The following is a 20,493-nucleotide window of genomic DNA, read 5'->3' as shown; positions in this document are numbered from 1 at the left end:
CTGCGCAAAGGAGACGGCCCAATGCATGATGAAGCCGTAAGAGACGCGTTTCTCGCACAGGCAAGAGCCTGCGACAGCCTCGGTTCGCCCTTTACCGCACGGCTTTGCCGCGCGGTGGCGGCGCGGCTGGATCGCCAGACGGACGTTGGCGAGATGATTTTGTCCTGGCCTGGCGATGTCGGCCCGTCCGGCGATTCCGTCCCACTGCGGCTTGCCGGTGCCCTGCATGCGCTTGTCATCGAGGACAAGATCACTCCTCTTGTCGATATAGCACCCGAAGACGAGAATGCGCTCTGGCAGGCTTGCGCAAGTGCCTTGCGCTTCCATTCGGGCTTCATCCTCGAAAGACTGAAATCGCCGCCGCAGACCAACGAAGTCCGCCGTTCCGCTGTGCTGCTGCCGGGTTTTCTTTCCATTGCGGAGCTTTTTGGCAAGCCGATGGTCCTTTCAGAGGTCGGCGCCAGCGCCGGTCTGAACCTGCAATTTGACCGCTACCAGTATCGTCTTGGCGATCTTGCCTGGGGCAGGCAATCCGAAGTGTCCATGTCGCCGGAATGGCGCGGAGACACCCCGCCCGACAAGCGGATAGAGGTCATCGAGCGCGCCGGCTGCGATCTTAACCCACTCGATCCGTCGTCTGCCGAGGACCGGTTGCGGCTGATGTCATATGTCTGGGCCGATCAGACCGACAGGCTGGAGCGCACGGCGGCCGCCCTGCGTATTGCGGTGGAGAACGGCTTGCACGTTGAAAAGGCTGACGCAATTGACTGGCTGCAACGCCGCCTTGCCGCGCAACATTCGGGCGCTGCCCATGTGGTCTACCATTCTGTCGCCTGGCAATATCTTCCCGATGCGCTGAAAGAGGCCGGCGAAACGCTGATCGCCGAGGCTGGAAGCCGTGCCACCCCTGAGGCTCCGCTTGCCCGCCTGCAAATGGAGGCAGATACGACGCCGGGAAGCGCCGCAATCACCCTGCAAATCTGGCCGACCGGTAAGAAACAGGAAATCGGCCGCGCCGATTTCCATGGGCGATGGGTGGAATGGCAGGGGTGGAAAAGCTAGACCGCCACATCCTGCGCCGCTTCCTGCAACAGGCCGCCGACATATTCGGCGAAGGAGCGCCAGCACTCTACCCGGAACGTATCGTCAGCCACGCGCAGCAGCACCACTTCCGCCTTGCCGAAAACCGTTCGCGAGCAGGCGCCGATCGGGAACTGTGCGATAGACAGATCCTGCGGGCAACCGGCGTTCAGGGCTACCTCCGCGCCGGGGCCGGAAACGATGACAGCCGTGTTGCGGTGGGAAACGTCGGTCGCCGAAAACAGGCCGGGAACGGTGGCGAGCGCCGCCATCAGGTCGCTTTCGCCCTGATCGATCACCAGCCATTCGTCCGGACCAAGCCAGAGAGCGGAGCGCAAACCCGATGTGACAGAGCTTTTCGGGCTGTTGGGCAATAACAGGCCGAGTGCATCCGAGAGGGCCGGCAGTGCGCTTTCCCTTGCGCGCAGCGACAGCCGCGACGCCGAGGCGGCGGGCTTCAGCGAGACGAAGGGCGAACCACCGTGGAAATCCTCGAGTACGGATTTGCGTTTTGCGTGAAGTGTGTCAGCCATTGAGACGGGCTCCTTCCTTGTCGAGGAAGACCATGTCGGTCACTTCGACGGCAATTGTTTTATCGGCAAGCGGGATGTAGAGCGTTTCGCCTATGCGCGCCCTGCCATCCGCCACCAGCGCAAAGGCGATGGAGTGGCCGAGATTTTCCGACCAGTAGGCGGAAGTGACATGGCCGAGCATGGTCATGGGTTTCGGCTGGTTTGGATCAGCAACGATCTGGCCACCCTCTTCGGGAACAGTCAGCCGGTCCTTCGTCTTGAGGCCCACAAGCTGCTTTCGACCGGAGCGCATGAGATCCGGGCGTTTCAGACCGCGAATACCGACGAAATCCGTCTTCTTCTTGGAAACGGCCCAGGCAAGCCCGGCATCGTCAGGCGTCACGGTGCCGTCGGTATCCTGTCCGACGATGATGTAACCCTTTTCGGCACGCAGGATGTGCATGGTCTCGGTGCCATAAAGGCATCCGCCCACCGCTTCGGCCCGTTCACGGATCGCGGTCCAGACGGCAGCGCCGTAATCGGCCGGAACGTTGATTTCGAAACCAAGCTCACCCGTGAATGATACACGGAAGAGACGCGTGGGCACACCGCAGAAGGTGCCTTCCGCGACCGCCATATGCGGGAAGGCTTCGGGCGAAATATCGATACCCTCGACGAAAGGCGCGATCACCTCGCGCGCTTTCGGTCCCTGCACCGCAATCACCGCCCATTGTTCGGTCGCCGATGTCAGCCAGACATTCAGCTCGGGGAATTCGGTCTGGAGATAATCCTCCATGTGCTGGAGAACGCGCGGTGCGCCGCCCGTCGTCGTCGTCACATGGAAACGGTCCTCGGAAAGACGACCGACAACACCGTCATCGTAAACGAAACCGTCCTCGCGCGTCATGATGCCATAGCGGCAACGGCCGGGTTTCAGTGTGTCCCAGGCATTTGTGTAGATGAGGTTCAGGAACTTAGCCGCATCGGGGCCGACCACCTCGATCTTGCCGAGCGTGGAGGCATCGAACACGCCGACGCTTGTCCGCACCGTCTTGCATTCGCGGTTGAGCGCCTCGTGCATATCCTCACCGCCGCGCGGGAAGAACCATGCGCGCTTCCAGTTGCCGACATCCTCGAAAAGGGCGCCTGCCGCAGCCTCTTCGTCATGCATCGGCGTCTTTCGGGTCGGGTCGAACAGCGCACCGCGCGAATGGTTGATGAGCGTGCCGAAGGTGACCGGCGTATAGGGTTGGCGGAAAGTGGTGAGACCGACCTTCGGCAGATCCCGCCCAAGCGCTTCCGAGGCAATGGCAAGGCCATGCATGTTGGACATCTTGCCCTGATCGGACGCCATGCCATTGGTGGTGAAGCGCTTGATATGCTCGACCGAATGCATGCCTTCACGCACGGCCAGGCGAATATCCTTGGCGCAGACATCGTGCTGGAAATCGATGAAGGCCTTGACGCCGGTGCCTTCGCCTGCCCCTTCCGCAGCGCCGATCATGCCGCCGGTCCAGGCGCGCGCATTCTCACCGGAGAATTCCGCTGCACCGCCACCTGCGGCAGCAGCCTCGGCGATCAATGCGGCGAGATCGTCCGTGCCGTTGCAGGCGCCGACTGACACACAATTCTGCACATGGATGTCAGGCAGGAACCGCTGGTTTGCCGCGTCAAACTTCAGCTTGCCGCGCGATTGCGAGAAGAGATGCACCGAAGGCGTCCAGCCCGCCGAAACGACGAGCGCGTCGATGGCGATCTTGCGCTTGTTAGAGCCGCCATTGCGGCCAACGCTCATGGAAGAAACGCGCAGCCGCCCTGACGTATCGTAAACACTGTGACCCGCCAGTACCTCGATGCCCAGCGCCCGCGCCTCGTCCAGCAGCCGCCGATCGGGGTTCTCGCGGCAATCCACGATAGCGGCGATCTTCACACCCGCTTTCTTGAGATCGAATGCCGTCTCATAGGCAGAATCATGGGCTGTGTAGACACCGACATTATTGCCGACGGTCACGCCGTAATGGTTGAGATAGATGCGCGCAGCAGAAGCCAGCATGATGCCGGGACGATCATTATTGGCAAAGACCATGTGCCGCTCGATCGCGCCTGCCGCCAGAACGACCTTCTTGGCGCGGACCTGCCACAGTCTTTCACGTGGCTGGTGTTTGGCCGGCGTGGCGAGGTGATCGGTCACACGCTCGGCCAGCGCCACGAAATTGTGGTTGTAATAACCGAACGCTGTCGTGCGGGTCAGAACACGCACATTGGGCAGCGATTTCAGTTCAGTGAAAACTTTTTGCGCCCAGTCATATCCGGACAGGCCGTCGATGACCGCACCGGTATCAAAACGCAGCGCGCCGCCAACTTCGGCATTCTCATCAACCAGAATGACGCTGGCGCCGGTTTTTGCAGCGGCGAGCGCCGCTGTCAGCCCGGCCACACCGCCACCGGCCACCAGCACGTCGCAATGGGCATAGCGGCCGGAATAATGATCCGCATCCGGCTCGGTCGGCGCCTTGCCGAGACCGGCTGCCCGGCGAATGATCGGTTCATAAATCTTGTGCCACGCCGCCTTCGGCCACATGAAGGTCTTATAGTAGAAACCAGCCGCAAACATCGGCGACAGGAAATCGTTGATCGCACTGATATCGAAGGACAGCGACGGAAAGCGGTTCTGCGAGGCGATGATGGCGCCATCGAAGACATCCTGCACCGTGGCGCGCACATTCGGCTGTTTGCGCAGGCTGTCACGCGATACGTCGATCAGCGCATTCGGCTCCTCCGGACCGGCGGAAAGGAAACCGCGCGGGCGGTGATATTTGAACGAACGGCCAATCAGATGCACGCCATTCGCCAGAAGTGCGGATGCAACCGTGTCGCCTTCCAGCGCCTGATAGATCTTGCCGTCGAAGGTGAAGCGTGCCGTTCTGGCAGGTGTCAGGCGACCGGCGCCCTTGATACGATAATCGCCGCTCATTGCGCAGCTCCCTTTTGGGCGGAAAGAACCGCGTCGGCATCCGGTTTCGGCTCGCCTGCCTTGTAGGTCATCAGGAATTTATCGCTGACGGAATCGCGGGCGGCGTTGAAAAAGCGGCCGCAACCGTGAATGTGGCGCCAGCGCTCGAAAACGAGACCTTTGTCATTGTCGCGAATGAAGAAATATTCGGCAAAGGCCTCGTCCGAAATATCGGCAATGTTTTCCGGCCGGGCGATATGGGCTTCGCCCGCCCAGCGAAATTCGAGTTCGGAACGGTCTTCCCGGCAATAAGGGCAATGGATCAGAAGCATCGTGGCTCCACCTTCAAAGAGAACTTTCCGGAAGCATGCTTCCGGCGGGTTGGTCACACAGCCGCTTTCCCATCGCAACGAAGGGGGAAAGCCGCTTCAAGAGCTGCTCGAAATTATCGAATGGTTTCAGCGCCGAGGCCCGACCCATATTGATGATGGCAACCGCCATCATGTCGGTGTCGATCGCGAAGGGCTGGTCCTGCGCACCATTTTCCTTCTCGCCGACGAAATAGACCAGCTTGTCCGCGAGACTCGGGGCGCAGAGCAAAAGGCCTTTTTCCGCCACGAAAGGCCAGTCGCGTTCACCCTGCATTCTCTGGATTTTCTGGCTACGAAAATCCCCCATCTCGGGGATGAGATTGCCCGCCGGCACGACCGCCGCCGCAACACCCATGTTTGCCGAAAGCATAACCGCCGCCAGCATCAGTGCGCCACGGCGGCGGCAGCGGCCTCGTCGATGAGGCGTCCGGTGCGGAAACGATCGAGCGTCAGCCCCGCCGCCAGACGGTGCGGTTCGCCGCGCGCGATGAGATGCGCAAACAGATTGGCCGAGCCCGGTGTCGCCTTGAAACCGCCCGTGCCCCAACCGCAATTGACAAAGAGATTTGGCACCGGCGTCACACTCTGAATGGCGGAGCGATCGGGTGTATTGTCGGTAATGCCGCCCCATTGGCGCATCATCTTGACGCGGCGGAAAATCGGGAACAGCTCGCAGATGGCGTCAAGCGTATGCGTGATGATCTGCAGGCCGCCAGTCTGGGAGTAGGAATTATACTGGTCGGTGCCAGCACCGATGACCAGCTCGCCCTTGTCCGACTGGGAGATATAGGCATGTACCGTATTGGACATGACGACACAGGGGAAGATCGGCTTCAGCGGCTCTGATACCAGCGCCTGCAACGGGTTGGAATGCAGAGGCACACGCACATCCGCCATTTTCATCAGAACGGAGGAGTGGCCGGCGGCGGAAACGCCGATTTTCTTTGCGCCAATGAAACCGCGATTGGTCTCGACGCCCGTGACCGCGCCATCAGGTCCGCGCCTGATGGCCGTGACTTCGCAATTCTGGATGATGTGCACGCCGCGATCGGAAGCCGCACGCGCATATCCCCAGGCCACCGCATCGTGACGCGCCGTGCCGCCGCGCCGCTGGAGGGCAGCACCGTTGATCGGATAACGCGCATTGCCGGAAATCTCGAGCGGCGGGCAATAGGCCTTGGCCTGTTCCGGCGTCAGCCATTCATTGTCTATTCCATAGAGACGGTTGGCATTGATATGGCGCTTGAAGGACTGCTGGTCGTGAATATTGTGCGACAGCATCATAACGCCGCGCGCCGAATACATGACGTTGTAATTGAGATCCTGGCTCAGGCCTTCCCATAATTTCAGGGAATGCTCGTAGATATCCATGCTCTCTTCATAGAGATAATTGGAGCGGATGATGGTGGTGTTGCGGCCGGTATTGCCACCGCCTAGCCAGCCCTTTTCCAGCACCGCTATATTGGTAATGCCGTGTTCCTTGGCAAGATAATAGGCGGCCCCAAGACCGTGGCCGCCGCCACCGATGATGATGACGTCATATTCCTTGCGCGGCTCGGGCGACGCCCATTGCGCATCCCACCCCTTATGACCCCGCAACGCCTCGCGCGCCACGGCAAAAACGGAATATTTGCGCATTCGCAGTCTGCTCCTCAAGAACCGGCCAGAAGCCGAAAGCATAGCTCCGGCACATATTATACACATGGCAAATCGGCATCGGAGGCAATATCCATTTTGCGACGCCGCAATGCTTTTGTTTCGACATTGCAGGCAGAATGCCGGGATAGCTGGATTTTGGCTGTTGAATATGCGGTACCGTATGGACTTGCTGCAAATGTTCTGATATTGCACGTCACCAATCGCTAGGCTCGACGGCCGAACGAACGATTTTATTTGCGTGCGAATGCCTTTATTCTCACAGCAAGACAACCAAACAAAAGGAACGGGTTTCACGTGCAGGTACTAGTCCGCGACAATAACGTTGATCAGGCGCTTCGCGCTCTCAAGAAAAAGATGCAGCGCGAAGGCATTTTCCGTGAAATGAAAATGCGCGATTATTACGAAAAGCCTTCCCAGAAGCGCGCCCGCGAAAAGGCTGAAGCTGTTCGTCGCGTTCGCAAGCTGGCACGCAAGCGCGCACAGCGCGAAGGTCTGGTTGCAGCTCCGCGCGCAGGCCGTTAATAGGCCGTCTTTTGGACGTTTTTGAATGCTTGTTGGGCGGGGGCGATCAATTCGCCGCCGCTCTTTGTGTTTGTGGCCGGAGAATGATCTTGAGACCGGCCTGCGAGGGAACCCCCACCGAATGACCGCTGTTGATGCCTGTGTTGTGAAAAACTCCGATGCCTCCACGCGCCGGGTGCTCCTGAAAAACAACAAGAGATTCCGTGTTTCCCTTGTCGTCTGTACCGTCCTTGCCGGTCTTTCCGGCTGCGCTACGTCCAACCAGACTGACGATGTCTTCAGGATCGACCGTGCCCAGGGCTCGCAGGAAAACATTGCCTCGCTCACCTCGGTCATCAACGCCAATCCTCAGGATCCGGAAGGCTATAACGTCCGTGGCTCCGCTTACGGCCGCGCCGGCGATTCGCGCCGCGCTATCGAGGATTTCAACAAGGCGCTGCAACTGAACCCGCGCTTTTATCAGGCCTATGCCAACCGCGCGCTCGTGTATCGCAATTCCGGCCAGCAGCAGCAGGCCTTGCAGGATTACAACGCCGCTTTACAGATCAATGCGAGCTATGACGTAGCCCTGATCGGCCGTGGCAATCTTTACCGCCAGTCCGGCCGCGTCAACGAAGCTTTCAACGACTTCTCCCGCGCCATCGAACTCGAAACCACCGATGGCCGCGCGTGGCACAATCGTGGCCTGATCTACCAGCTGCGCAACCAGCATGCCCAGGCCATCGAGGACTTCTCCAAGGCCATCTCGCTGTCCTCAACCTCGCCGGAACCCTATAACGGCCGTGGCCTTTCCTATGTCGCGCTGAACGACGACGAAAACGCTTTCGCCGATTTCAACCACGCCATTTCGCTTGATGGCAACGTCGCAGAATCATGGGCCAACCAGGCACTGGTCTATGAGCGCCGCGGCGAGATGGCGAAAGCCGCAAAGTCCTATTCACATGCGGCACGGCTTGATCCGAAATATAAGCCCGCGCTCGACGGCATTGCCCGCACGCGCGGTGCCGGCGCATCCTGATCAAAAACAGATACGAACAGAAAAGCCGGCGGTGCGACACCTGCCGGCTTTTTTATGGGAAACTTTTAAAGCCTCAATGGCTGTCGCGGCGCGCCTCGGGCGTGGCATCCCCCGCCCACAACTCCGCCTGCACCGCATTTTGAAACTCCATGACCTCGCGCCGCATGGCGGCGTCCTCATAGCCGAGGCCCGTCAGATAGGCGGCCAGTTCACGGCACTCCCTGCGCCAGAAATCATTCGCCTCCACACCATGCAGCCGGTCGAGCATGGTTGCGCACCGTTTTACGTTGGCAATACGGTTCTTTGCCGGAAAGGCGATTACTTCCGAATTCGTCGTCACGCGGGCACCTTGCTCTTCGAGGAATCAATACCGACTTTTTAAAGGCTGGATGGTTAACGAAGTCTGCTACGCAGGAGAGAAGGCCGCTAACGCCTTGCAGGGACGGGTTCTGCAGCCTGTCAGACGCAAGAATCTGCGCTGCCGGAGGACACCGATTCGGGCAAATCGCCGATTACCAAGGAATTTACCAATCAAGATTACCGAAATTTCATGCCGTAGGAGATAGAAGAAGTATATGTGTGTTGAAACAACACCGGTCTCATCGTATATTCTTGCAAAGAAAAAAAATGCCGCAGCGCAGCCAAAAACGGAGAAATCGTTCTCGGGAGGAGAGCACCATGTATGCACCTCGTGTATTTTTCAGCATGATTGGTGCATTGCTTGCCTTTGCGGTCGCTACATATTTCATCCACGGGTCGTTCTATACGGCGTTCATCCAGACCCTCATCTGCGCCGTCATTCTGCAAACCGGTTATTTTATTGCACTTCTGGTTCTGGTCGCCCGGGAGAAACGCCGGATGCGCGAAACCTTCGCGCTTGATCGCAGCGCCGAGATCATGACGCCGGACACGGTAAGCAGCGCCCCGCCACATGGCGCGAAACTGACCGATATGTGACCTCTCGCGCACATTCTTTTATTGCGCCGCAAAAAAATCACTTGCATCCACACCCCTGACACTTTCTGCTGACCAAATCCTGACGGTTCGTCACAGCAGAAGGACAACACATGGTGAGCGGTTCACAGCCCATTTGCGTCATCATCGCTGCGAAAAATGCATCCGATACGATAGATATCGCCATCCGCTCCGCCCTTGTGGAGCCGGAGGTCGCCGAAGTCATGGTGATCGACGATGGCTCCACCGATACGACCAGCGATGTCGCACATGCGGCGGATGACGGTACCGGCCGTTTGCGGGTCGTGCGATTCGACGTCAATCGTGGCCCTTCGGCCGCCCGCAACCATGCGATCTCGATTTCATCCGCACCGCTCATCAGCATTCTCGACGCGGACGACTTTTTTTTCAAAGGCCGTTTTGCCGCCATGCTGGAAAATGACGACTGGGATCTGGTGGCCGACAATATCGCCTTCATCCAGCAATCGGTTCCGGGCGCGTCGTCCATGCAGCCGGCCCGCTTCGAACCACAGGCCCGGTTTCTGTCGCTGACGGAGTTCGTGGAAGGCAATATTTCCAGACCCGGCGTGGAACGCGGGGAAACCGGCTTTCTGAAACCGGTGATCCGCCGCGCCTTTCTGGACAAACATGCGTTGCGGTACGACGAGCGTCTGCGTCTCGGCGAAGACTACGAACTTTATACCCGCGCGCTTGCCGCCGGTGCCCGTTACAAGGTCATCCGTCATTGCGGTTACGGGGCGATTGTCCGCGGCAATTCGTTGAGCGGCCGTCACAGCACGGAAGATCTTCGCCGTTTATATGAAGCGGACAAGGACATTCTCACCAGCTGCAAGCTGTCGGCCAGCGAGACGGCGATCCTGCTCGAGCACGAAAAACACATCCGCGCGAAATTCGAGCTTCGCCATTTTCTCGATGCGAAAAAGCAGAAAGGGATGGGCGGCGCTTTGAGCCACGCTCTTGCGCGTCTGCCTGCCCTGCCGGCCATCACGCGCGGCATCTGGACCGACAAGACCGCCCGTTTTCGCAAACCGGCGCCGGTTCGGGATATTCGTTATCTGCTGGACGGCACGCCGGTTTCCTGAGGGAAAACCTCCAGCGGCGAGAATGATGGCAAGTTCGATATTCTCTCATTCGTCATGCCGGACTAGATCCGGCATCCAGTCATGGCGCGTCTGCGCCATGAAGAGAGTCTTTTGCGATCAAGGACTTGAGCGCGCTGGACCCCGGATCTAGTCCGGGGTGACTGTGTGCGGAATTGCTGAGGCAACCCGCCTTCAGAGATAATCGCGTTTGACCGTTTCCAGAACAGCGGAAAAACGCTCCTTGCGTTCCTCCAGCCTGCCATCCGGGCTGAGACGGGGTTCGGCACGGCTTGCCTGCCAGAGCGCCAGCGTGGAAGGTGCTGCCAGCACTTGCTTGGCCAGTTTGCGCAGCGACAGGGATTGGCTTGCCTGCGGCCGCACCAGCACATCGCCCTCATGCGCCGGACCGGATCCAGCCTCGGCAATGACGGGGGCTGGCGGCGGCGGGAAGCTCATACCCCAGAAACGCGACCCCTTTTTTGCCGCCTCGGCGCGGGTGGAGACTGGCACGTAACGCGGCTGATACTCCACACCGACCGTGCCTGCCCAATCGCTCCACTTGAAACTGTTGATCGAGGGAGATGTGCTCACCGCCACCCATGGCACGCGGAACGCATCGGCAAGAATGGCGCCATGCATGGATTCGGCCACGATAAATTCAGATTGGGCGATGGCGCGGATGACCGACATCGCCTCGCCGCGCGGGTCGAGATAGGTCAGTCCCGCCGGTTCGCAAACCGTTTCCCACATCCCGAATTCCGCCGATTCCCAATGGGGAACGAAGGTTTTCTTGTAGAGTTTCTGCAGGCCTTTGAACTCCGGCATCTCGGTCACCATCACGGCGGGATCGACAATGCCCTTTTCGGGAGAAAGTCCCAATTTGGCTGCGGTTTTTTCGCCGCGCACGCAGCGAATGTCCCAAAATCCGGTGCTTGTATCCGGCACCGCGCCGTAGCCATAACCGCTGCCGATCACAAGCTTGCGCTGCTTTGCGGGCAACAATGTATCATTGAGAACCGTGCCGACACCGACGAGCATCACGTCGTCATGCACGTCCCGCAGCCCGGGCAGCAGAAAGTCCCACAGCCACAGATTGAGATCGTCGCCAAAATTTCCGTGATGCGATTCCCAGTGGTAAGGTTTCATGAAGTCACTCCTGGGTGAAAAACATATAAATTCTTGCAGGCAAGAATTCGATCATCTTGTCCGCACTATTTTGCCTGCGCCGAGCTCAAAAGCCGCTCGCAGGAGTGCCGGATCGCGCATCGCCCACTTCAGCAGCAGTCCGAATTCGGGCACCTTGCGCCGTTTCAGATTGCCTGCCTGGCTCCAGAGCGCCTGTTTGCGCGCCGTATTTTTATAGGAAACGATCGAGGCCACATCGTCCGGCCGCCGCGAAAATCGCCCCTCCAGCGTATCGAGCGCAACCCAGGTATTGAACTGCTGGCGCAGGAATTCCGGCGAGGTATTGTCGATGCTGTGGAAGATATTGACGCCCATTCCGCGCATGGCACCGGCATCGTCACACAGAAGCGTGCGCTTGGATGCGAGGATGGAATCGCAGAAAAACAGCACATCTTCCGCCGCAAGCCGGAGCGCCGGATCGAAGCGTATCTTTTCAAAAAGCGGGCGGCCGATCACCATGCAGGAGAGATGCAGGAAGCTCCAGTTGCGCAGCATCACGCTCGCCAGATCCGGCAGCTCGATCACCAGAGGCCGCTCGGAAAGCCTTGCGGCGCCCTCGTTCTTTTCCAGCTCGGAAATGGCGAAATGATAATAAAATTCGTCACTTGCCTGCATGGATGCCCAATAGCACTCGCCGCCAAATGTCTTCAGCGCGAAGGCCGCATTCTGGAGATGATCGGGCGTCCAGATGTCGTCCGAGTCAAGAAATGCGACGTAATCGCTGCCAGCAGGAACGTGGTCGAGACCGGTATTGCGCGCACCACCCGGCCCGCCATTGGCCTGCTTAATGACGAGAATCCGCTCTTTCTGCGCTTGCGAAAGTTCTGCAAGCTCATTGTCTATCGGATATGGCGATTCGTCATCGACGATGACAAGATCGAAATCCTGGTAACTCTGCGCAAAAACCGATGCGAGCGCACGTCCAAGAATTCCGTGCTGCTTTTGGTAATAGGGAATGACGACAGTAAATCTTGCCATTGTTTCGCCCCTTGCGTTGATCAAGAAGTGTCGGGCCCGATCCTAAAAGCGGCCCCGATGGTATCGGCAACTCCCCACCGGCGTTCCTCCCCGCCGGCCTCCAGAAACAGGATGCTTGTATGCCCCCAGCTCCAAATGTAAAGACCATCACCACGAATGTCGGCTGGAGCGTCTTGTCTAAGACAGGGACATTCGGGCTTAAATTTGTCACCGTTCCCATTCTTGCACGACTGCTGACACCGGAAGAATTTGGTGTGGTTGCAGTCGGCTTAACGGTTGTACAATTCCTGACCATGATAGCCGGAGCGGGGCTGACCTCGGCGCTGATCGTCGAGAAAGAAGAGGATATGGATACAATCCATACCGTTTTCTGGGCAAATCTGGCGATTTCCTGCACCATGGCCGCTGCGCTCTACATTTTCGCGGAGTTCTTCGGTGGGCTTCTGGGTGCGGTGGAAAGTGCCTATCTGCTGCGTATCATGGCCTTTCTCATTCCGTTGCAACTTGCGGGTGATGTCGCCTATTCACTGCTTGCCCGGCGCATGAACTTCAGCCAGGATGCGCTGTGGAGCATGGCGTCTGAAAGCATCGCGGCGGTTGTCGCCGTGGCTATGGCGCTTCTCGGCTTCGGCGTCTGGGCGCTCATCATCCAGCTTTTCGCCGCCGCACTCATCAGGCTTGTCGGGCTATATGCCGTTTCCCGCTATTGCCCGCGTTTCGTCATGAAACCGCGCCGTCTGGTGCCGCTTCTCGGTTTCAGCTCCGGCCTGATGGGATCGGAAATCGCCAATTTCGTCACCTTCCAGTCGCCGATGGTGGTGATCGCCCGGCATCTCGGCCTTGCCGATGCGGGCGCCTATTCCGCCTCCAACCGTTTTGCCAGCATTCCCAATCAGGTCGTGCTGTCGGCCGTCATGGGCGTGCTGTTTCCCGCCTTCAGCCGTATGATGGACGATCCGCAGCGCCGGCGTGATGCCCTGATGTTCAGCACGCAGGTTCTGACCGTCCTGCTTGCGCCGATGATGTTCGGCCTCTGGGCGGTGGCCGAACCGGCCATGCTGGTGATTTTCGGGCAGAACTGGGCTTATGCCTGGCCGGTTCTCGGTCTCCTTGCCCTCTCGAAAGCCATTCTGACCCCATGCAGCACCTTTATCCCCTATCTCAAGGGTGCCGGCTATGGGCGTGTTCTGTTCTGGTCGGCCACGATCCGCGCCATCGTCACCACAGTTGCCGTCTGGGCTGCAGCCGTCTACGGCAGCCTGATCGACGCGATGATTTGGCTCTGCATCGTCAATGCGGTGACGCTGGTTGCCTACTCATGGGCGGTGTTCAAGGCAAGCGATACACCCTTTCTCAGCGGCCTCTATGTCAGCAGCAGACCGATGATTGCAGCGCTGGTCATGGCCGTTTCGGTGCGTTACCTGCTTCACATCATTGCCGAACGCATCCCCAGCGCAACGCTTCAGGTGCTCGTTGGCGCCGCAGTCGGCGGCGTCATCTATGCGGCGCTGATTTTGCTGACCGAACGCGCCCTGCTTGGAAAAATCCTCGGGATGGTCAAATCGCGGCGAATGCGTGAAAACGCAACCCAAGGTTAGTGTCTCGTAACCGAAAGCGCCTCATTTCGGCCGTTAACAGGTCTCACCCGTCACGGATATGTGTTTCGTGACGGCATGGCAAAGCCATTTTTTTGCGGTGCAATATCGCGTACAATGATAATATCGCTTCCTTTGGCGATTTTTAGTGACGACTTAAATCTAGAAAAAATTAAATATTTTCAGTTGCTTAATTTTTTAAAGTCGCACGGAATGCCGGAACGCCAGACAATCACCCGCAATATCTAAGCTTGCGTTTTTCCCGCGTCGCCACATTTTACCCTAAAGTCGAAACCAGACTTACGAGTGCGGGCTTAAGTTCGCTCTGGTTGCAACGCGGCGTGGGTGGACGCCGCCCAATAGGGGTGACTGATGTGACTGTCGATCAGAACCTATCCTCCCGTATCAATTTGATGCGTATATTGCTGATCTCTGGAATCGTGTTCGTCCATGTGCCGCACGATGCCGAAACCAGCCCTTTTCTTGGCCTTTACGGCTTCTTCGACTGGCTGCGTGTTTTTCTGGGCGACGCCCTGTTTCGCATCGGTGTGCCCTGTCTCAGCGCGATATCCGGCTATCTGCTGTTTCGTCGCGGCATGAGCGGGTTCGATTATCCGGCGACGATCCGTTCGAAGTCGAAAACGGTGCTGCTGCCCTTCCTGCTGTGGAATGGCGCGTTGTTTGCCGCAATTTTGCTTATCCAGCTGTTTGACGTTGGTGTGGGTTATTTCCCGGACCTCTGGAACGCCAGCCCGCGTGAAATCATCAGCCATGGCACGGCGCTCGAAGAACTGCCGGTAAACGTGCCGCTTTATTTCCTGCGCGACCTGTTCGTCTGCATCCTGCTGTCGCCGGTGCTCGCATTTCTCATGCGCCGCTTTGCGCTGCCAACGCTCGCTATCCTGCTCTTCATAACCGCCATGCCTGATCTGACGATCTTCATAGTCCAGAAGAAATCGATCCTGTTCAGCTTCTCACTGGGCATCGCACTTGCGCTGCACCGCGTCGATGTCAAGGCACTCGATCCCTACGCCTTCCCGATCATGGCGCTGACCTTTGTCGCTGCGGCCATGCTGGCAACAGGCCTCTATTTCACCGGCCCGGAGTTTACCTTCTGGCTGAACATGTCTCGCAATTTGCTCGCTGTTTTCGGCGCGCTCGGTTTCTGGGCGTCGTCGGCGCTTTTGATCCGCAGCAGGCTCGGCAAGCGGCTTTCCGAAACCGGAAGCCTCAGCTTCTGGATATTCTGCGCTCACTATCCGTTGCTCGTCATCATGTGGATGGTCTGGAACAAGGGCGGACCCGATTTCTACCCCGCCTTCTATGTCATCGCCACGCTGTCCGCCTTTGTCATTCTGGTGGTGAGCAATGCACAAACCCGCAAATACCTGCCGGCCGTCTATGCCGTGCTGACCGGAAGCCGGAACGGCAAACGCAAGACAACGTCCGAATTCGCTGCAAAACGGGCCTCCATGATCGGCCCGCCCACATCCGAAACACTTTATTCGCAACGACAGAGGTGAACCAATGACAACATTTGTCACCCGCGTTCAGACACGCATTCTTCTCGCCGCCGCCCTGCTGGCGACACCCTTCACGACACCGAGCCAGGCACAAGAAGGCAACGGTGCATCCTTCATCGAGAATTTCGATCAGATGGACCGGTCGTTCTGGTACGTCTCCGACGGCTGGAACAACGGTGCGCATCAGAACTGCACCTGGTCGAAGAAACTGGCCACGGTGGAAAACGGCCAGCTGACGCTTGGTTTTGAGGAAGCAAAGTCCGGCGACCGCAACTTCGCCTGCGGTGAAATCCAGACCAAGGGGCGTTATCGCTACGGCACCTATGAAGCACGGATGAAAGCCGCTACCGGCTCCGGGCTGAACTCCGCCTTCTTCACCTATATCGGCCCGACCGACAAAAAGCCCCATGATGAAATCGACTTCGAGGTTTTGGGCAAGAATACGGGCAAGGTACAGCTGAACCAGTATATTTCCGCCAAGGGCGGCAATGAGAAACTGGTGCCGGTAGAAGGCGGAGCTGATGCTGGCTTCAACGATTACGCCTTCGTGTGGGAGCCTCAGCGCCTGCGTTACTACGTCAACGGCAAGCTCGTTCACGAAGTCACGGATGAGACCAAGATTCCGCAGAATGCCCAGAAGATTTTCTTCAGCCTGTGGGGAACCGACACGTTGAAGGACTGGATGGGTGCCTTTTCCTATTCCGGCGCAACACAGATGATTGTTGACCGCTTCGCCTTCACGGCGCTCGGCGACAAATGCCAGTTTCCCGAATCCATCGCCTGCGCCCTTAACTGATTGCTTTTTTAAACCTGAGCCTCGGCGTCCTTGACGTATGAAACCAACCGGAACCCATGCATGATCCATGTTCTTTATCTCGCGCATGATCTGTCGGACCCCGCCATTCGCCGGCGGGTGTTGACCTTGCTTGCGGGCGGCGCGCGGGTCACGCTGGCGGGCTTCCGGCGCGGACAGAACCGGCTTGCAGAGATCGAGGGCGTGGTGCCGGTCATTCTCGGAGAAACCGCCGATGGGCGGTTTCTTCAGCGCATGGCAGCCGTCGCCAAAGCCAGCCTCTCGCTCGGCAAAACATTACGCGGCATCCCCATGCCCGACGTCATTCTTGCCAGAAACCTGGAAATGCTGGCTCTCGCAAAACGGGCCATGTCGCTTTACGACCGCCAGCCGGCACTGGTTTACGAATGTCTCGACATTCACCGCCTGCTTCTCAATGAGGGCAAGCCGGGGCAGCTTCTCAATGCGGCCCAGCGCTATTTCGCCCGGGATGCCAAGCTGCTGGTGACGAGTTCTCCAGCTTTCGTCGAGCATTATTTCAAACCCGTTTCCGGCCTGAACCTTCCCGTGCTGTTGCAGGAAAACAGGGTGCTGGCGCTTGATGCCGCTGTAGCAGCCACCCCACAACCGCGCCCACCTGCCCCCGGCGAACCGTGGAAAATCGGCTGGTTTGGGGCGCTTCGCTGCCGCAAATCGCTCGAAATCCTCGCCGATTTTGCAAGGCGCATGGATGGCAAGGTCGAAATCATCCTGCGCGGCCGGCCGGCCTATTCGGAATTTGCGGATTTCGATGGTTTCGTGGCTGCCGCGCCGCATGTGCATTTCCACGGGGCCTACAAAAACCCTGAAGATCTGGCCACCATCTATAATGAAGTGCAGTTCACCTGGGCGATCGACTTCTTCGAGGAAGGCCAGAATTCAAGCTGGCTGCTGCCCAATCGGCTCTATGAGGGATGCCTTTACGGCACCCTGCCGATTGCACTTGCAGGCACGGAAACGGCTCGTTTCATCGAAAAGCGCAATATCGGTTTTGTTCTGCAAAATGCCGGTGCAGATGATCTGGCCGCTCTTTTCAACACTATGACTCCACAAACGTATACGGACGCCTTCGACGCCCTCTCGGCACTCGATAAGAAACAATGGCTGACCGACCGCGACGATTGCCGTCAGCTGGTCCAGCAATTGTCCTCTCTTACAAAATCCGCTTCCGGCCATGCCCGTGAAGCTGCGTTTTCACCCGTGTAGTGCGTAGGGGGCAAATCATGGAAGGTCTTGGTCGTTCCGGCATCAGAACTCTGATCGTCATTCCCTGCCTCAACGAGGCAAAGACGATCGAGGCGTTGCTGCGAAAATTCACCGGCGCGATGGATGGGCGTATTTTCCGCATCGTTGTTGCCGATGGCGGCAGCACGGACGGCACGCGCGACATCGTTTCCGCCTTCGCCGTAACGGATGACCGCGTTACGCTCCTTCCCAATCCCAAGCGCATCCAGAGCGCCGGCATAAACCTGGCCGTATCCACTTTCGGCGAGGATTTCGACTACCTCATCCGCATCGACGCCCATGGCGATTATCCGGATGATTATTGCCAGCGGCTGATTGAAGACGCGGATCGCACCGGCGCGGATTCCGTCGTGGTCGCCATGGATACGGTCGGGCACGGCCTGTTCCAGAAGGCGACGGCGATTGCGCAGAATTCCAAACTCGGCAATGGCGGCTCAAAGCACCGCGAAGGCGCCAAGGGACACTGGATCGACCATGGCCACCACGCGTTGATGCGGATCGCCGCCTTCGACGCGGTCGGTGGTTACGATGAAAGCTTCAGCCACAACGAGGATGCCGAACTGGATTTCCGGCTGCGCAAATCCGGTTTCCGTATATGGATGACCGACAAGACCCGCATGACCTATTATCCGCGCGCCAGCGTCATGCCTCTGTTCAAGCAATATCTCGCCTATGGCCGTGGCCGGGCAAAGAACCTGCTGAAACATCGCTCGATCCCGAAGATCCGCCAGATGATTCCGCTGGCTGTCCTGCCGGTCTTCGTGCTTGCCCTGCTGTCGCTTGTGCATTGGGCAGCACTTATTCCGCTCGGCCTCTGGATCGCCGCATGTGTGGGTTATGGCTTGTGGATGGCAATAGGTCAGAAAAACCCATACGGCCCGCTCGCCGCCTTTTCCGCAATGGTGATGCATCTGGCGTGGTCCACCGGCTTCTGGCTGGAACTCCTGAAATTCCGGGGAAAAAAGGCTGTCTCATGACCGACCTCATCGTCACCGAACCACACAATTCAAAGACCGTCGATATCGGCATCTGTACCTACAGACGTCCGGCGCTGGTCGCCACACTTCTGTCACTCTTCGAACTGGAAGTGCCCGAAGGCGTGACAGTTCGCCTGATCGTTGCCGACAATGATGAGGAACCGAGTGCCAAGGCAAGTGTGGATCGGCTGCGTGAAACTTCGCCTTTCGAGATCGCCTATGTCCATTGCCCGAAATCGAATATCTCGATTGCCCGCAACGCCTGCCTCTCTGAATGCCGGGCGGACTATCTGGCCTTTATCGACGATGATGAGACCGCCCCGCCGCACTGGCTGGCCGCACTTCTGGAAAAGGCAGGCGAAACCGGCGCGGATGTCGTTCTTGGCCCAGTGACGGCGGTTTACCGTGAGAATGCGCCGGGCTGGATGAAACGTGGCGATTTTCACTCGACCGTGCCCGTCTGGGTGAATGGCGAGATCATCACCGGCTACACCTGCAACACGCTTCTCAAGATGGACGCCCCATCGGTAAAGGACCGGCGTTTTGCGCTGGCGCTCGGCCAGAGCGGCGGTGAGGACACGCATTTCTTCTCGCATCTCCATGCTTCGGGCGGTCGCATCGTCTTTGCGCAAAAGGCCGTGCTCTCCGAGCCGGTGCCGGAAAACCGCGCCCGTTTCATGTGGCTTGCCAAACGTCGCTTCCGCTCCGGCCAGACCCATGGCCGTGTGCTTGCCGAAAAGAAACCCGGCGCAAGACGCGTGATGCAGGTGCTGAAGGCAGGATCGAAAGTTCTCTATTGCGCCGTCTTTGCCGCCCTGAACGGTTTCAACGCCGTGCGCCGCAACCGCTATGCCCTGCGCGGCGCCTTGCATCTCGGCTCGGTAAGCGGCGCCTTCGGAGTGCGCGAAATCCGCCAATACGGCGCGGTGGAGGCAACCTGATGGAGAACCTTAACCCTCAGCCCGATATCAGCTTCGTCATTGCCGCCTATAATGCCGCCGAGACGATCGAAGCCGCCATTCAAAGTGCGCTTGACCAGCAGGGCGTGACGCTGGAGGTGATCGTCGTGGATGACCGCTCCGCCGACGAGACGATCTCGCTCGTCGAGGCCATTGCGGCCAACGATCCGCGTGTCCGGCTGCTTGCGCTTGAACAGAACCTCGGACCGGGAGGCGCGCGCAATGCCGGTATCGCCGCAGCAACCGGACGCTTTATCGCCGTTCTCGATTCGGACGACGTCATCCGCCCCGACCGTTCCGCCTGCATGATGTGCCGGGCAGATGCGGCCAATGCGGTGATCGCTGTCGATAATCTCGATGTCGCCTATACGGACGGCAGGCCAATGGAAACGATGTTCGCAGAGGAGTTTCTGGAGGAAAGACCCGTCCTTACCCTTGAGGACTTCATTTCCTCCAACATCCTTTTCCGCTCCACCTTCAACTTCGGCTACATGAAGCCGATGTTCCGGCGCGATTTCCTAAATAGCGAGGGATTGCGTTTTCGCGAGGACATCCGCATCGGCGAAGATTACATCCTGCTTGCCTCGGCGCTTGCCGCCGGCGGCCTTTGCGTCATCGAGCCGAAACCGGGCTACATCTATAATATTCGCGAAGGTTCGATCTCGCGCGTCCTTGAAATCCACCACGTCGAAGGAATGATGCGGGCGGACCAGGAGTTTCTGAGCCACTACGCGCTGTTGCCCGCCGCCATGGATGCGCAGCAGGCCAGAAGCCGTAGCCTGCAACTGGCCCGTAACTTCCTGACATTGGTGGAAGACATCAAGCGGCGCTCGATTATCGGCGCGCTGAAGACAACGATCAGAGATCCCGCCGTGCTGGGCCATTTGAGAATGCCCATTGCCGTGCGGCTGAAGAGGTTGCGGAACGCGATGTTTGCGCCCGCGGCAAATACTGGGGTGAAAAGGCAGATTTCGTAAAATTTGTGAGCGGACAAATCTGTGCGCGAAAAATCTGCAAGCGGACTGGG

General features: G+C 58.5%; 20 protein-coding genes. 12 read left to right on the top strand and 8 right to left on the bottom strand.

What is annotated here, in order from left to right:
• Positions 1 to 21: 21 nt before the first annotated feature.
• A complete protein-coding gene (locus J5276_RS20815) occupies positions 22 to 1,062 on the top strand; it encodes a DUF2332 domain-containing protein (RefSeq protein ID WP_035199923.1) in 1,041 nt (346 codons plus the stop codon).
• On the opposite strand, the gene J5276_RS20810 is transcribed toward J5276_RS20815, so the two are convergent.
• From J5276_RS20810 to J5276_RS20790, 5 genes are read right to left on the bottom strand one after another with little or no spacing between them, the layout of a single operon-like run.
• The gene (locus J5276_RS20810; RefSeq protein WP_004431791.1) at positions 1,059 to 1,613 is read right to left on the bottom strand and encodes a sarcosine oxidase subunit gamma; all 555 of its coding nucleotides are present in this window, start codon (positions 1,611 to 1,613) and stop codon (positions 1,059 to 1,061) included. The genes J5276_RS20815 and J5276_RS20810 overlap by 4 nt on opposite strands.
• Positions 1,606 to 4,566, bottom strand: coding sequence for a sarcosine oxidase subunit alpha (locus J5276_RS20805; protein ID WP_080849848.1), 2,961 nt, complete (start codon positions 4,564 to 4,566; stop codon positions 1,606 to 1,608). Before J5276_RS20805 ends, J5276_RS20810 begins: the two co-directional genes overlap by 8 nt.
• Complete coding sequence (locus tag J5276_RS20800; RefSeq protein WP_004431787.1) at positions 4,563 to 4,877, bottom strand: sarcosine oxidase subunit delta; 315 nt, start codon at positions 4,875 to 4,877, stop codon at positions 4,563 to 4,565. Before J5276_RS20800 ends, J5276_RS20805 begins: the two co-directional genes overlap by 4 nt.
• Before the next feature lie 13 nt (positions 4,878 to 4,890).
• Positions 4,891 to 5,301 carry a hypothetical protein gene (locus tag J5276_RS20795; protein ID WP_013762065.1) on the bottom strand — a complete coding sequence of 137 codons (411 nt, stop codon included), beginning with the start codon at positions 5,299 to 5,301 and terminating at the stop codon, positions 4,891 to 4,893.
• Entirely contained in the window at positions 5,301 to 6,554 is a 1,254-nt protein-coding gene (locus tag J5276_RS20790) for a sarcosine oxidase subunit beta family protein (RefSeq protein ID WP_004431781.1), read from the bottom strand. Before J5276_RS20790 ends, J5276_RS20795 begins: the two co-directional genes overlap by 1 nt.
• Before the next feature lie 315 nt (positions 6,555 to 6,869).
• Here J5276_RS20790 and rpsU point away from each other — a divergent pair, with 315 nt between their 5' ends.
• Positions 6,870 to 7,097, top strand: coding sequence for a 30S ribosomal protein S21 (rpsU, locus tag J5276_RS20785; RefSeq protein WP_003498359.1), 228 nt, complete (start codon positions 6,870 to 6,872; stop codon positions 7,095 to 7,097).
• A gap of 121 nt (positions 7,098 to 7,218) precedes the next feature.
• Positions 7,219 to 8,115 carry a tetratricopeptide repeat protein gene (locus J5276_RS20780; RefSeq protein WP_004431770.1) on the top strand — a complete coding sequence of 299 codons (897 nt, stop codon included), beginning with the start codon at positions 7,219 to 7,221 and terminating at the stop codon, positions 8,113 to 8,115.
• A 73-nt stretch (positions 8,116 to 8,188) separates the two neighbouring features.
• Here the strand turns inward: J5276_RS20780 and J5276_RS20775 are convergent, their stop codons facing one another.
• Positions 8,189 to 8,455 carry a DUF6074 family protein gene (locus J5276_RS20775; protein WP_004431768.1) on the bottom strand — a complete coding sequence of 89 codons (267 nt, stop codon included), beginning with the start codon at positions 8,453 to 8,455 and terminating at the stop codon, positions 8,189 to 8,191.
• Positions 8,456 to 8,793: 338 nt separating this feature from the next.
• Between J5276_RS20775 and J5276_RS20770 the strand changes: the two genes are divergently transcribed.
• On the top strand, positions 8,794 to 9,072 hold the full coding sequence (locus tag J5276_RS20770) for an exopolysaccharide production repressor protein (RefSeq protein ID WP_019566541.1): 279 nt from the start codon (positions 8,794 to 8,796) through the stop codon (positions 9,070 to 9,072).
• 110 nt (positions 9,073 to 9,182) lie between these two features.
• Positions 9,183 to 10,172, top strand: a complete 990-nt coding sequence (locus J5276_RS20765; RefSeq protein ID WP_065663237.1) for a glycosyltransferase family 2 protein — start codon at positions 9,183 to 9,185, stop codon at positions 10,170 to 10,172.
• A 192-nt stretch (positions 10,173 to 10,364) separates the two neighbouring features.
• On the opposite strand, the gene J5276_RS20760 is transcribed toward J5276_RS20765, so the two are convergent.
• Together J5276_RS20760 and J5276_RS20755 are read right to left on the bottom strand one after the other, a co-directional pair.
• Positions 10,365 to 11,318, bottom strand: coding sequence for a polysaccharide pyruvyl transferase family protein (locus tag J5276_RS20760; RefSeq protein ID WP_004431759.1), 954 nt, complete (start codon positions 11,316 to 11,318; stop codon positions 10,365 to 10,367).
• Positions 11,319 to 11,369: 51 nt separating this feature from the next.
• Positions 11,370 to 12,335, bottom strand: coding sequence for a glycosyltransferase family 2 protein (locus J5276_RS20755; RefSeq protein ID WP_174012221.1), 966 nt, complete (start codon positions 12,333 to 12,335; stop codon positions 11,370 to 11,372).
• A gap of 119 nt (positions 12,336 to 12,454) precedes the next feature.
• Here J5276_RS20755 and J5276_RS20750 point away from each other — a divergent pair, with 119 nt between their 5' ends.
• The 7 genes from J5276_RS20750 to J5276_RS20720 all read left to right on the top strand — a co-directional run bounded on the left by J5276_RS20750 (position 12,455) and on the right by J5276_RS20720 (position 20,443).
• Positions 12,455 to 13,933: a lipopolysaccharide biosynthesis protein gene (locus J5276_RS20750; protein ID WP_025595239.1), complete on the top strand. Its 1,479-nt coding sequence runs from the start codon at positions 12,455 to 12,457 to the stop codon at positions 13,931 to 13,933.
• A 371-nt stretch (positions 13,934 to 14,304) separates the two neighbouring features.
• Positions 14,305 to 15,453: an acyltransferase gene (locus J5276_RS20745; RefSeq protein WP_004431750.1), complete on the top strand. Its 1,149-nt coding sequence runs from the start codon at positions 14,305 to 14,307 to the stop codon at positions 15,451 to 15,453.
• Between the two features lie 4 nt (positions 15,454 to 15,457).
• A complete protein-coding gene (locus J5276_RS20740; RefSeq protein ID WP_004431747.1) occupies positions 15,458 to 16,249 on the top strand; it encodes a glycoside hydrolase family 16 protein in 792 nt (263 codons plus the stop codon).
• Between the two features lie 60 nt (positions 16,250 to 16,309).
• Positions 16,310 to 17,491, top strand: a complete 1,182-nt coding sequence (locus J5276_RS20735) for a hypothetical protein (RefSeq protein WP_004431744.1) — start codon at positions 16,310 to 16,312, stop codon at positions 17,489 to 17,491.
• A 17-nt stretch (positions 17,492 to 17,508) separates the two neighbouring features.
• A complete protein-coding gene (locus J5276_RS20730; protein ID WP_174012219.1) occupies positions 17,509 to 18,507 on the top strand; it encodes a glycosyltransferase family 2 protein in 999 nt (332 codons plus the stop codon).
• Entirely contained in the window at positions 18,504 to 19,448 is a 945-nt protein-coding gene (locus tag J5276_RS20725) for a glycosyltransferase family 2 protein (RefSeq protein ID WP_013762054.1), read from the top strand. The genes J5276_RS20730 and J5276_RS20725 overlap by 4 nt, the downstream gene beginning before the upstream one ends.
• A complete protein-coding gene (locus tag J5276_RS20720; RefSeq protein ID WP_174012217.1) occupies positions 19,448 to 20,443 on the top strand; it encodes a glycosyltransferase family 2 protein in 996 nt (331 codons plus the stop codon). Before J5276_RS20725 ends, J5276_RS20720 begins: the two co-directional genes overlap by 1 nt.
• Positions 20,444 to 20,493: the final 50 nt, after the last annotated feature.

Origin of the sequence: Agrobacterium sp. S7/73 (assembly GCF_019355535.1) — a bacterium.
Classification (GTDB): domain Bacteria; phylum Pseudomonadota; class Alphaproteobacteria; order Rhizobiales; family Rhizobiaceae; genus Agrobacterium; species Agrobacterium tumefaciens.
Note: the sequence above shows the minus strand (reverse complement) of the source record. Positions and strands in the feature narration are given on the sequence as shown.